This window comes from Pseudomonas sp. Teo4 (assembly GCF_034387475.1).
Lineage (GTDB): Bacteria > Pseudomonadota > Gammaproteobacteria > Pseudomonadales > Pseudomonadaceae > Aquipseudomonas.
The window spans coordinates 3,573,466-3,586,077 of sequence record NZ_JAXCIL010000001.1; the positions used below are offsets into that span (position 1 = coordinate 3,573,466).

At 61.8% G+C, this 12,612-nt stretch carries 7 protein-coding genes and 3 tRNA genes; 8 read left to right on the forward strand and 2 right to left on the reverse strand.

What is annotated here, in order from left to right; all coding sequences use genetic code 11:
• The first annotated feature begins 80 nt into the window (after positions 1–80).
• The 3 genes from PspTeo4_RS16140 to PspTeo4_RS16150 all read left to right on the forward strand — a co-directional run bounded on the left by PspTeo4_RS16140 (position 81) and on the right by PspTeo4_RS16150 (position 4,211).
• Complete coding sequence (locus PspTeo4_RS16140) at positions 81–1,361, forward strand: OprD family porin (protein WP_322364730.1); 1,281 nt, start codon at positions 81–83, stop codon at positions 1,359–1,361.
• Between the two features lie 160 nt (positions 1,362–1,521).
• Positions 1,522–3,237, forward strand: coding sequence for a proline--tRNA ligase (locus tag PspTeo4_RS16145; RefSeq protein ID WP_322364731.1), 1,716 nt, complete (start codon positions 1,522–1,524; stop codon positions 3,235–3,237).
• Positions 3,238–3,257: 20 nt separating this feature from the next.
• A complete protein-coding gene (locus PspTeo4_RS16150; protein WP_322364732.1) occupies positions 3,258–4,211 on the forward strand; it encodes a hypothetical protein in 954 nt (317 codons plus the stop codon).
• Positions 4,212–4,240: 29 nt separating this feature from the next.
• Here the strand turns inward: PspTeo4_RS16150 and dinB are convergent, their stop codons facing one another.
• The gene (dinB, locus tag PspTeo4_RS16155; protein ID WP_322364733.1) at positions 4,241–5,305 is read right to left on the reverse strand and encodes a DNA polymerase IV; all 1,065 of its coding nucleotides are present in this window, start codon (positions 5,303–5,305) and stop codon (positions 4,241–4,243) included.
• 215 nt (positions 5,306–5,520) lie between these two features.
• Between dinB and PspTeo4_RS16160 the strand changes: the two genes are divergently transcribed.
• The 5 genes from PspTeo4_RS16160 to PspTeo4_RS16180 all read left to right on the forward strand — a co-directional run bounded on the left by PspTeo4_RS16160 (position 5,521) and on the right by PspTeo4_RS16180 (position 10,196).
• Positions 5,521–5,597, forward strand: a tRNA-Met gene (locus tag PspTeo4_RS16160).
• Positions 5,598–5,732: 135 nt separating this feature from the next.
• Positions 5,733–5,809, forward strand: a tRNA-Met gene (locus tag PspTeo4_RS16165).
• A gap of 135 nt (positions 5,810–5,944) precedes the next feature.
• Positions 5,945–6,021, forward strand: a tRNA-Met gene (locus tag PspTeo4_RS16170).
• Positions 6,022–6,261: 240 nt separating this feature from the next.
• Entirely contained in the window at positions 6,262–8,904 is a 2,643-nt protein-coding gene (gene mprF / locus PspTeo4_RS16175; protein ID WP_322364734.1) for a bifunctional lysylphosphatidylglycerol flippase/synthetase MprF, read from the forward strand.
• Positions 8,904–10,196 (forward strand): virulence factor family protein, encoded by a 1,293-nt coding sequence (locus PspTeo4_RS16180; RefSeq protein ID WP_322364735.1) that lies wholly within the window; start codon positions 8,904–8,906, stop codon positions 10,194–10,196. Before mprF ends, PspTeo4_RS16180 begins: the two co-directional genes overlap by 1 nt.
• Positions 10,197–10,513: 317 nt before the next feature.
• On the opposite strand, the gene PspTeo4_RS16185 is transcribed toward PspTeo4_RS16180, so the two are convergent.
• Entirely contained in the window at positions 10,514–12,424 is a 1,911-nt protein-coding gene (locus PspTeo4_RS16185; protein WP_322364736.1) for a potassium transporter Kup, read from the reverse strand.
• Between the last annotated feature and the right edge of the window lie 188 nt (positions 12,425–12,612).

Genomic DNA, 12,612 nt, shown 5'->3' on the forward strand with positions numbered 1-12,612 from the left:
AACAAGAAAGAGCTGTCCCATATAACTAAAAAACTTGGGCACAGCGGTACTCTTCCTAAAAACCAAAGGAGCAAATCACGATGCGCGTGATGAAGTGGAGCATGATCGCCCTGGCCGTTGCGGCAGGGACCTCGCAGTTGGCAGTAGCTTCCTCGCAAGACGAGTCCAAGGGCTTCATTGAAGATAGCTCGCTGACCGTCAAAATGCGTAACCTGTACTTCAGCCGTGACTATCGCAGCCAAGAAACGGCCGCCAACCGCGCCGCTGGCGTTCGCCACGACCAACGTGAATGGGGCCAAGGCTTCATCGGTACCTTCGAGTCGGGCTTCACCCAAGGCACCATCGGTGTTGGTGTCGACGCCATCGGCCTGCTCGGCCTGAAACTCGACAGCGGCCGCGGCTACGCAGGCACTGGCCTGTTCCCTACCGGCTCGGACGGTCGTTCGCAAGATGATTACTCCGAAGGCGGCGGCGCCATCAAGTTCCGTGTCTCCGACACCGTACTGAAAGTCGGCGACCAGTTCACCGCACTGCCAGTCTTCGCCACCGACGACAGCCGCCTGCTGCCAGAAGTTGCCGAAGGTGCATTGATCACCAGCAACGAAATCAAGGGCCTGACCCTGCACGCCGGTCGCTTCACCGGCATCAACGCCCAGGACCAGACCGATAGCGACAGCCTGCACCTGAAGTCGGCAAACGTCTTCGGTGGCACCTACGCCTTCACCGACAATCTGAGCACTAGCCTCTACTACTCGAAAGTAGAAGACTACTGGCGCAAATACTACGCCAACGTCAACTGGGCGCTGCCGATCTCCGACAAGCAAGGTCTGGTATTCGATTTCAACATCTACGACACCAAGAGCGAAGGCAGCAATGCTCGCGCCGCGTTCGATGGCGACAAACTCGATAACCGCGCATACAGCCTGTCGGGTGCATACAACATTGGCGCCCACACCTTCACCGTTGCTTATCAGAAAGTGTCCGGTGACGGTGAATACGCTTACGGCGTAGACGGTGGCGGCACCATCTTCCTGGCCAACTCCATCGCCCGTTCCGACTTCAACGCCGAAGACGAGAAGTCCTGGCAGCTGCGTTACGACCTGAACTTCGCCGAGTTCGGCGTGCCAGGCCTGACCTTCATGACGCGTTACGTCCGCGGTACCGACGCCAACGTCAACGGCATCACCGACGGCAAAGAGTGGGAACGCGACGTCGACATCAAGTACGTCCTGCAGGAAGGCCCGGCCAAAGACCTGAGCTTCCGCGTTCGTCAGGCCACCTACCGCTCCGGAGATTCGGTCTACTCCGACTCGCTGGACGAACTGCGTCTGATCGTCGAGTACCCGCTGAGCATCCTGTAAGCCTGGCTTATAGTGCCCCGCACCTGAAAAAGCCCGGCAAATACGCCGGGCTTTTTCTTGGCTGACAATCGTCACGCCCTGGGGCATCCTGTACGCCTTCGTTTCGCCCCCGTACAATGCGGGGTCATTTCAATGTCTTAGGCAATCGACACGGCCCACCATGCGCACCAGTCAATATTTGCTCGCCACCCAGAAAGAAACCCCTGCCGATGCAGTGGTCATCAGCCACCAGCTCATGCTGCGCGCCGGCATGATCCGCAAACTGGCCTCCGGCCTGTACACCTGGCTGCCGATGGGCCTGCGGGTAATGCGCAAGGTCGAAGCCGTGGTTCGCGAAGAGATGAATGCCGCCGGCGCCCTGGAAGTGCTGATGCCCAGCATCCAGCCCGCCGAACTGTGGCAGGAGTCCGGCCGCTGGGAGCAATACGGCCCCGAGCTGCTGCGCCTGAAAGACCGCCACCAACGCGACTTCTGCGTGGGCCCGACCCACGAAGAGGTCATCACCGACCTGGCACGCAACGAGCTGTCCAGCTATAAACAGCTGCCACTCAACATGTACCAGATCCAGACCAAGTTCCGTGACGAGATCCGCCCGCGCTTCGGCTTGATGCGCGGCCGCGAGTTCATCATGAAGGACGCCTATTCCTTCCATGCCGACCAGGCTTCCCTGCAGGAAACCTACGACCGCATGCACCAGGCGTACACCAACGTATTCACCCGCCTGGGCCTGGACTTCCGTCCAGTGCAAGCCGATACCGGCTCGATCGGCGGCAGCTACTCCCATGAATTCCATGTACTGGCCGAGTCCGGTGAAGACGACGTGATCTTCAGCGACAGCTCCGACTACGCGGCCAACATCGAGAAGGCCGAGGCGATCCCGCGCGAAACCGTGCGCCCTGCGCCGACTGAAGAACTGCGCCTGGTCGACACCCCGAACGCCAAGACCATCGCCGAGCTGGTGGAAAACTTCGGCCTGCCGATCGAGAAGACCGTCAAGACCCTGATCGTACGCGGCGCCGAAGAAGGCAAGCTGGTCGCCCTGGTTGTCCGTGGCGACCACGAGCTGAACGAAATCAAGGCCGCCAAGCTGGAACAGGTCGCCGACCCGCTGGTCATGGCCACCGACGCCGACCTGCGCGCGGCCATTGGTGCTGGCGCTGGCTCCCTCGGCCCGCTGAACCTGCCGCTGGAGTGCGTCATCGACCGCTCGGTCGCCCTGATGAGCGACTTTGGCATCGGTGCCAACATCGACGACAAACACTACTTCGGCGTGAACTGGGAGCGTGACCTGCCGGTCCCTCAGGTAGCCGACCTGCGCAACGTCGTCGAAGGCGACCCAAGCCCGGATGGCCAGGGCACCCTGGTGATCAAGCGCGGCATCGAAGTCGGCCACATCTTCCAGCTCGGCACCAAGTACAGCGAAGCGCTGAAGTGCCAGGTACTGGGCGAGAACGGCAAGCCGGTCACCTTGTCCATGGGCTGCTACGGTATCGGTGTATCGCGCGTGGTCGCTGCTGCCATCGAGCAGAGCTATGACGACAAAGGCATCATCTGGAACGACGCCCTGGCACCGTTCCAGATCGCCCTGGTTCCGCTGCGCTATGAAACCGACGTGGTACGCGAGGCCACCGACAAGCTGTACGCCGAACTGACCGCCGCCGGCTTCGAAGTGCTGCTGGACGACCGCGACAAGAAGACCAGCCCCGGCATCAAGTTCGCCGACATGGAGCTGATCGGCATTCCGCACCGCATCGTCGTCAGCGATCGTGGCCTGGCCGAAGGCAACCTGGAGTACAAGCACCGCACCGAGCAAGAAGCACAGGCACTGCCGCTCAATGAAGTGCTGGCCTTCCTGCAGGCCCGCGTTCGCCGCTGATAACCAATGCACGAGTGATCATGTCCAAGCGAAGTACCTTTACCCTGGGGGGCGCCGCACTTTGCGGCGCCCTGCTCGTCAGCGGCTGCGCCAACCAGATGTCTCAGCGCAGCGAGCATGAGGAGCGCGTCGAGCGCAAACTGCTCGAACACAGTCTGCAGATCGATGTCGGCGAACCGAAGGTGATGGAGCTTCCGCAACGGCGCGTACGCGTCAATGAGCAGAAGCGTTTCGAAGTCACCGAGTTCGAAGTCACCCGTCGCTACGACCGCTACACCCCCTACCAGCCCTGGCGGGAAATCTACGAGATTCCGCTGGGTGCGGTAGCCGTGGTGGCTGGAGTCGGCGCCAACGTGGTCAACGTCTTCGCCTTGGGCAACCTGCCGGACAGCGTCACCCACGACTGGCTCGACTACGGCGTGGCCGGTATCAACCCGTTCATGAACGTGCAGTCCAATGGTCGCGCCCAGCAGAACCTTGCGGGCATCAGCGAAGTGCAGAAGGGCAAACGCGAGGAGTTCACCAGCATGCCCTGGAGCGAACGCCTGGTGGAGGTGAAAGCCGGTAAGCAAACCCACGAGCTGACCACCGACAGAAGCGGCGTACTGCGCCTGAATCTGCTGGACAGCCCGTTCTCCGAGCAGAACCTCAACCACGTCGGCACCCTGCACCTGCATGTGGCCGATGAAGAGAACGCCGTGCGTGGCGATGCCAGCCTGCTGGTCAGCGCCACGCTGCGCAATAAGCTGCTCGAAGCCCATGAGCTGATCTTCGACGACCTGGAAGACGATGACGTCGGCCAGTGGGTACACCGGGTCAAGCGCCTTTCGGAGCTGGGCCTGGAAGAAGAAGCCAGTGAAATGGAGCAGAGCCTGATCGAGTTGACCCGCAACGATCCGGAGCTGCAACAGGAGTTCCTGCAGGCATTGACCAAGGCCACCGGCCGGTTGGTCGCCGACCCTGGCGTGCAGTAACTAAATGAAGGGCCGCTGTGCGGCCCTTTTCATTGCCCCGGAAAAAGCTCCAACTGCTCATGGGCGCCGCGCAAGTCCCGCAACCTCACTCCAACCCCCAGCAAGCGCACCGGCTTCCCTCCCCGGGCAAAAGCCTGGCTCAGCAACTGTCGATAGCTCTCCAGATCCCTCCCCGCCCCCGCCTGCTCCAGAGTGGTCTGGCTGAAGTCATGGAACTTGACCTTGACGAAGGGTTTGTCCGGGCGATAGCTGCTGTCCATCCGGGCAATTCGCTCATTCAAGCTGGCCAGCAGTTCAGGTAGACGCTCCAGGCAACTGGCCAGGTCCGGCAGGTCGGTATCGTAAGTGTTCTCTACACTGACCGACTGCCTTCGACTGTCGTTGTGCACGGCCCGTTCATCGACCCCTCGCGCCAGCCCCCACAATCGCTCGCCGAAACTGCCGAATTCGCGCACCAGCGCCAGGCGCGGCCACTCACGCAGCTGCTCACAGGTTTCAATACCCAGCCTCGCCAGCTTATCCGCCGTGACCTTCCCAACTCCGTGCAGCCTGGCGACCGGCAAGACCGCGACGAAAGCCTCCACCTCATCGGGCGTGATCACGAACAGCCCGTTGGGCTTGCGCCAGTCGCTGGCAATCTTGGCCAGAAACTTGTTTGGCGCCACGCCCGCCGACACCGTGATGTGCAGGGTGCGGGCGACCCGTCGGCGGATATCTTCGGCAATCCGCGTGGCACTCCCGGAGAACCACTGGCTGTCGCTGACATCCAGATAGGCCTCGTCCAGCGACAACGGCTCGATCAGTTCGGTGTAGTCACGAAAGATGGCGTGAATCTCCCGTGATGCCTCGCGGTAGGCTTCAAAGCGCGGCTTGACGATCAACAGGTCAGGACACAGCTTGAGCGCATGCCGGGAGGACATGGCCGAGCGTACGCCATAGGCACGAGCCTCATAGTTGCAAGTGGCGATAACCCCCCGCTGCTCGGGCTGGCCACCCACCGCCATGGGGCGACCTGCCAGGCGCGGGTCGTCACGCATCTCGATTGCGGCATAAAAGCAATCGCAGTCGATGTGAATGATCTTGCGCTGAGACATGGCCTACCGTCGGCACTGTAAATTCATACAGATAGTACCGTAAGCCACCCTTCTGGAGACAGCCTGCAGGCGAAGACGCACGACAATCGGCCTGAAACCCACGCCAAACCTGAGCTGCGGACTAATTGCTATCGCTAAGAGATTGAACAAAAACGGTTTTTTTCACGAAACAGCTTGACATAGGGAAGCAAATCCGTAGAATTCGATCTCACAGGCGCGGGATGGAGCAGCCTGGTAGCTCGTCGGGCTCATAACCCGAAGGTCGTCGGTTCAAATCCGGCTCCCGCAACCAGATTCGAGAAAAGGCCACTGTTAACGCAGTGGCCTTTTTCTTTTGCCCATGGAAAATGACGCAGAAGAAAAGTGACGAAAATCAATGCTTAATGCTTGACCGGCACCCTTAAAGCTGTATAGTGCGCACCACTGACGCGGGATGGAGCAGCTTGGTAGCTCGTCGGGCTCATAACCCGAAGGTCGTCGGTTCAAATCCGGCTCCCGCAACCAGATTCGATAAAAGGCCACTGTTAACGCAGTGGCCTTTTTCTTTTGCCCTGGAAAATGGCGCAGAAGAAAAGTGTCGAGAAATCAATACCTAACGCTTGACAGCCGCCCTTGAAGCTGTAGAATCCGCACCACTGACGCGGGATGGAGCAGCCTGGTAGCTCGTCGGGCTCATAACCCGAAGGTCGTCGGTTCAAATCCGGCTCCCGCAACCATATTCGTCAGAACAAACCCCGCCTGTTTAACAGCAGCGCGGGGTTTGTTGCATTCGCCCCCCAAGAAATCCCTGGCCCTCCCCCTCTACGCCAGGACACGCCTTTTGGATGAACTATCTTTAACCCTCTCGGACGGCTAAAAGCGACGCCGCCCGGAGTAATATCTGGATACGTTTTCCAAAGGGACTTTCTCTTGGCCGCACCTTCCGCCCACCTCGCGCTGCATGCACGGGGTACCCCATGACTTCCCACAACCCTGAGCCCCAGGCACCGATCGCCTCGACCCTGCCCAGCGCCGCACAGCGCCTGACGTGGCTGGAGCGCATAAGCCGCTATCGTCAGCCCATCGGCCTGGCGGTAACCTTGCTGCTGTTCGCCATGGGCCTGATCGCCTGCCGCCACCTGCTGAGCGAGCTGGACATCTACGCCTTGCACGACGCCATGCTCAGCGTGCCGGCCAGTGCCTTGCTCGGCGCCTTTCTGGCCACAGTGGCTGGCTTCGTGATACTGCTCGGATACGAGTGGTCAGCCAGCCGTTACGCGGCCGTGAAACTCCCGGCACGCACCCTGGCGCTGGGCGGGTTCAGTGCATTTGCGATCGGCAATGCCATTGGCCTGTCGATACTCTCTGGTGGTTCGGTGCGCTACCGCTTGTACGCCCGCCAGGGTCTGGGCGCCGCTGAAGTCGCGCGGATGACGGTGTTCGCCAGCCTCTCCCTGGGTTGTGCGCTGCCGCCCCTGGCGGCACTGGCAACCTTGAGCGACCTTTCCGCCGCAGCCACCGCACTAAGTCTGCCACCTGCGCTATTGGCAGGCATTGCCATAGCCGTGCTGGTCGCATCCGCCGTTCTGGTGATCGGGCTGTACCGCCGGCGCCAGGCCGAACAACCCTTCGTCGATAATTTGCTGGTGCAGGTCGGACGCCGCACACTGCGTCTGCCTGGGGCCCGTCTGACGCTGCTGCAACTGCTGATCACCGCCCTGGACGTCGCCGCCGCAGCGACCGTGCTTTACCTCTTGCTACCGGAAGCACCACCGTTTGGCGCCTTCTTGCTGGTCTACCTGCTGGCCTTGGCAGCCGGCGTGCTCAGCCACGTACCGGGGGGTGTCGGGGTCTTCGAAGCCATTCTGCTGGCGGCCTTTGCCGACCAACTGGGCGCCGCACCGCTGGCAGCGGCGCTGCTCCTGTACCGACTGATCTATGTCGTGCTGCCGTTGTTGCTGGCATGCGTACTGCTGCTGGCCAATGAAGCCCGGCGCTTGCTGTTCGCCCAGCAGGCAATCAAAGCCGCCTCCGGGCTGGCGGCGCCGATCCTGGCGATTCTGGTGTTTCTCTCCGGCGTGGTGCTGCTGTTTTCTGGCGCCACACCGGAAATCGACACCCGCCTCGAACACATGGGCTTTCTGGTCCCCCACCGGCTCATCGACGCCTCGCACTTCGGCGCCAGCCTGATTGGCGTCCTCTGCCTGCTGCTGGCCCAAGGCTTGCGCCGCCGGCTGTCGGCAGCCTGGCTGCTGACCACCGTGCTGCTGCTAGTCGGCGCCCTGCTATCACTGCTCAAGGGCTTCGACTGGGAAGAGGCAAGCCTGCTGACCACCACTGCCGCACTGCTGGCGTTGTTCCGGCGCTCGTTCTACCGACCCAGCCGCCTGCTGGAACTACCGTTCTCGCCTATCTACCTGGTGGCCAGCGCCTGTGTGGTCGGCGCATCGGTTTGGCTGCTGCTGTTCGCTTATCAGGATGTACCCTACAGCCATCAACTGTGGTGGCAGTTCACCCTCGACGCCGATGCGCCACGCGGTCTGCGAGCCGCGATGGGCAGCGCGGTATTGCTGGTAATCGTATCCCTGACCTGGCTGCTGCGTACCGCCCGGCCGGTAATCCACTTGCCCGACGATGATGAACTGCAGCGCGCCAACCAGATTCTGCTGGCTTCCGACCAACCCGATGGCGGTCTGGCCCTGACCGGCGACAAGGCGCTGCTGTTCCACCCAAGCGACAAGGCCTTCCTTATGTACGCCCGCCGTGGCCGAAGCCTGGTGGCCCTGTACGACCCAATCGGCCCGGCGCAGGAGCGTGCCGAGATGATCTGGCAGTTCCGCGACCTGTGCGACCTTCACCACGCCCGCCCGGTGTTCTACCAGGTACGTGCGGAGAACCTGCCGTTCTACATGGATATCGGCCTGACCGCGCTCAAGCTCGGCGAGGAGGCCAGGGTCGACCTGCGCCGCTTCGACCTCGAAGCCAAGGGCAAGGAAATGAAAGACCTGCGCTACACCTGGAACCGCGGGGGCCGGGATGGCCTGAGCCTGGAGATCCATGAGCCTGGGCAAGCGCCCCTGGCCGAACTGAAGGAGATTTCCGACGCCTGGCTCGGTGGCAAGAACGTGCGCGAGAAAGGCTTCTCGCTCGGGCGGTTCAGCCCCGAGTACCTGCAACATTTCCGCATCGCCCTGATTCGCTTCCAGGGTCGGCCGGTAGCCTTCGCCAACCTGCTGGAAACCCACAGCAACGAACTGGCCAGCCTCGACCTGATGCGCGCACACCCAGAAGCGCCGAAGCTGACCATGGAATTCATGATGATCGGCCTGATCCTCCATTACAAAAGCCACGACTACTCACGTTTCAGCCTGGGAATGGTGCCGCTTTCCGGCCTGCAACCCCGTCGTGGCGCCCCACTGACACAGCGCTTGGGCTCGATGGTGTTCCGGCGCGGCGAGCAGCTTTACAACTTCCAGGGGCTGCGCCGCTTCAAGGATAAATTCCAACCGGACTGGGAACCTCGTTACATGGCCGTGCCGGCCGGGCTCGACCCGCTGGTGGCACTGGCTGACACTGCCGCCCTGATTGCCGGCGGCCTGACTGGATTGGTGAAACGTTGATGATCCGACGCTATTGGCTGTACGTACTGATTCCCTTGCTGCTGGCCGCACTGTGCGGCGCAGTGGCCTTCTGGCTATGGACCCGCCCGGCGCCCGAGGCACGCCTGGAACAACTGACCCTCAACGGCACCAGCATCACCCGCGTCACCCCTGGTGTTCACGCCAAGGCCAGGGTCGCCATCGGCGTGCCCCAGGACCAGGCCCTCACCGACAAACAGCTGCTGGACCTGAGCCAGGCCGGCGAAGCCCAGCTGGTGCAGGTGATTCTGCCTCCGAGCGATTGCGGCAAACAGCAACAGGCCCTGGACCAGGCCTTGAGCCAACTGTCCGACAAGCCGACCCTGGTCGCCGGCATCGGCCCAGGTGCCGCCCAGGCCTGGCGCTGGCTGGCCAGCCAGAGCGACGACAAGGCCCGGGCCATCTCCGTCGACTTCAGCCTGGAACAACCGGGCTGCCCCACTGCCCTGCCGAAGGCAGCCGCCCACGGCCACTGGAACGTGGCCTGGAACGACAACCCGGATGACGCCAGCGCCGCGTTCGTGCGCGACCAGGCCAATGCCGAGACCAGCATCAGCGACTATGACATCCACCTGCCGCAGGTACTCAAGGCCCAGTTGACCCAGGCCCTGGTAGGCCATGACGGCAACGCCCTGGCTATTCCTGTGGTGGAAGTGCCTGCTGGCCAGACCACCGATACCGTTACCCTGTTCCTCTCTGGCGATGGCGGCTGGCGCGACCTCGACCGCGACGTGGCGGGTGAAATGGCCAAGCTCGGCTACCCCGTGGTCGGCATCGACACGCTGCGTTACTACTGGCAGCACAAGACTCCGGAACAAAGTGCCGCCGACCTGTCCGAACTGATGCAGCACTACCGTCAGAAATGGGGCACCAAGCGCTTCGTACTGACCGGTTATTCGTTCGGTGCAGATGTGCTGCCAGCCATCTACAACCGCCTGCCTGTCGAAGACCAGCAGCGCATCGATGCCGTGATGCTGCTGGCGTTCGCCCGTAGTGGCAGCTTCGAGATCGAGGTGGAAGGCTGGCTGGGCAAGGAAGGCCAGGAAGCGCCGACCGGGCCGGAAATGGCCAAGTTGCCGGCGTCCAAGGTGGTCTGCGTGTATGGCGTGGAGGAAACCGACGAAAGCGGTTGCACCGACAAGACCGCTGTGGGGGAGCGCCTGAAACTGCCAGGCGGCCACCACTTCGATGAGAACTACCCGGCACTGGCCAAGCGTTTGATTGGCGAGATTGAAACGCGCCAGGGGAAGTCCAGCGTGGCTGAACAGAACTGAGGTTCAGCCAGGGCCGCACCGCGGCCCGCCGCTGCGGCAAGCCAGCTTCCAAAGGTACAACGGTGATCTCAAGATCGGTGAGGTCCTTGCGGGCAACTGTCTTGTGATGCCTGTTCTGGCCTCATCGCCGGCAAGCCGGCTCCCACATGGACCTCGCCAATCCTGAGATCACTGCTGTACCTGTAGGAGTCGGCTTGCCGGCGATGAGGCCGGCACAGGCAGCACAAGACAGTTGCTCCATGGACCGCGACAACCTTGAGTTCACCGCAGTACCTGTGGGAGCCGGCTTGCCGGCGATAAGGCCGGTACAGGCCCCTTCAAATCTCGACCTGGGTCCCCAGCTCGATCACCCGGTTCAACGGCAAGTTGAAGAACCGCAGGTTACCGTTGGCATTCTTCAGCAAGAACGCGAACAAGTTACCCCTCCAACGCGACATCCCCTCCAGGCGCGAAGCAATCACCGTCTCACGGCTGAGGAAGTAGGTCGTGCGCATCGGGCTGAAGTCCAGCTCGTCCAGATGGCACAACTTCAGCGCTTCAGGCACGTCCGGCTCGTCCATGAAGCCGAAATGCAGCAACACGCGGAAGAAGCCATCACCGTAGGCCTCCACCTCGAAACGCTCCTGTTCCGGTACCCGCGGCCGGTCTTCGCTGACCACGGTCAGCAGCACCACCTGGCTGTGCAGCACCTGGTTGTGCAACATGTTGTGCAGCAGCGCATGGGGCACCGCGTCCGCCCGCGCAGTCAGGAACACTGCTGTGCCTTCGACACGATGCGGGGGCTGTACACGAATACTGCTGATGAAGATCGGCAACGGTAGTGCGCCTTCATCGATACGCTCGACCAGAATCTGCTTGCCACGCTTCCAAGTGCTCATCAACAGCAGCAGCACGCCACCGGCCAACACTGGGAAGGCCCCACCTTGAAAGACTTTGGGCACGTTAGCGGCGAAGAACAGGCCGTCAACGAAGAGGAAGCCCAGCAGGATCGGCACCGCCAGCAGCGGCGACCACTTCCACAACAGCAACATGACCGCCGCCACCAGTATGGTGGTCATCAGCATGGTCCCGGTCACGGCCACACCGTAGGCCGCAGCCAGGGCGCCAGACGACTCGAAACCGATCACCAGCAGCACCACCGCAGCCATCAACGTCCAGTTCACCGCGCCGATGTAGATCTGCCCCTGTTCATCGCTGGAAGTGTGCTGGATCTGCATGCGTGGGATATAACCCAGCTGGATGGCCTGACGGGTCAGGGAGAACGCCCCTGAAATCACCGCTTGCGAGGCAATCACCGTGGCCATCGTAGCCAAGCCGACCATCGGCAGCAGCGCCCAACTTGGCGCCAGCAGGTAGAACGGGTTGCGTGCGGCATCGGGGTTCTGCAGCAGGATCGCGCCCTGGCCAAAGTAATTGAGCACCAGCGCTGGCAGCACCAGTGCGAACCAGGCACGGGCGATCGGCTTGCGGCCAAAATGGCCCATGTCGGCGTACAACGCCTCGGCACCGGTCAGCGCCAGCACCACCGCCCCCAGAATGGCCACTCCCATGCCGGGGTGGACAACGAAAAAGTTCACTGCCCACGCCGGGTTGAACGCTCTCATTACTTCCGGACTTTGCGCAATGCCATGCACGCCCAGTGCCGCCAGGGCGAGGAACCAGACGACCATTATCGGCCCGAACAATTTACCAATCTTGTCGGTACCGTGCTTCTGCACCAGGAACAGTGCCACCAGCACCACCAGGGATATTGGCACCACCCAATGGTCGATGCCTTCGAATGCCAGCCCCATACCCTCCACCGCCGACAATACCGAAATCGCCGGGGTGATCATGCTGTCACCGTAGAACAGCGAAGTGCCGATCAGGCCGCAGATCACGATCAAGGTACGCAAGCGCGGATAGTCCGCTGTGGCCCGCCGCGCCAGTGATATCAGTGCCATGGTGCCACCCTCGCCCTGGTTGTCGGCGCGCAGGATAAACATCACGTACTTGAACGACACCACCCACAACAACGACCAGAGGATCAGCGACAGGATCCCCAATACGCCATCATGGTTCACCGGCACCCCGTATCCACCGGAGAACACCTCTTTGAGTGTGTACAACGGGCTGGTACCGATATCGCCATAGACCACCCCAACAGCTGCCACGAGCAGGCCCAACGACCGGGCCGCGCCCTGTTTCTCGCCGTGCCCGCTTTCGGCATGACTGCTTGCCTGAACCATCGACCACTCCCGCAGACGGCCCCGAAGGCCGATAGAATTCACCCCCACGCCAGGGTATTGCAGAAACCCGGACGTAATGGCGCGAAGCATAGCGCAGCGTTCGTCGTATTTCTGCTGGTCAAGCGACCTTGCGCTCGCTAGAATTGCGCACTTTTTGATCAGAGGCGCCAAAAACGCCCACCTGGATC

Coding starts and splice junctions, on each gene's coding strand:
- dinB (WP_322364733.1), bottom strand. CDS start 5,305: ATGTCTCAGCGCAAGATCATTCACATCGACTGCGATTGCTTTTATGCC.
- PspTeo4_RS16180 (WP_322364735.1), top strand. CDS start 8,904: ATGATCCGACGCTATTGGCTGTACGTACTGATTCCCTTGCTGCTGGCC.
- PspTeo4_RS16150 (WP_322364732.1), top strand. CDS start 3,258: ATGTCCAAGCGAAGTACCTTTACCCTGGGGGGCGCCGCACTTTGCGGC.
- mprF (WP_322364734.1), top strand. CDS start 6,262: ATGACTTCCCACAACCCTGAGCCCCAGGCACCGATCGCCTCGACCCTG.
- PspTeo4_RS16145 (WP_322364731.1), top strand. CDS start 1,522: ATGCGCACCAGTCAATATTTGCTCGCCACCCAGAAAGAAACCCCTGCC.
- PspTeo4_RS16185 (WP_322364736.1), bottom strand. CDS start 12,424: ATGGTTCAGGCAAGCAGTCATGCCGAAAGCGGGCACGGCGAGAAACAG.
- PspTeo4_RS16140 (WP_322364730.1), top strand. CDS start 81: ATGCGCGTGATGAAGTGGAGCATGATCGCCCTGGCCGTTGCGGCAGGG.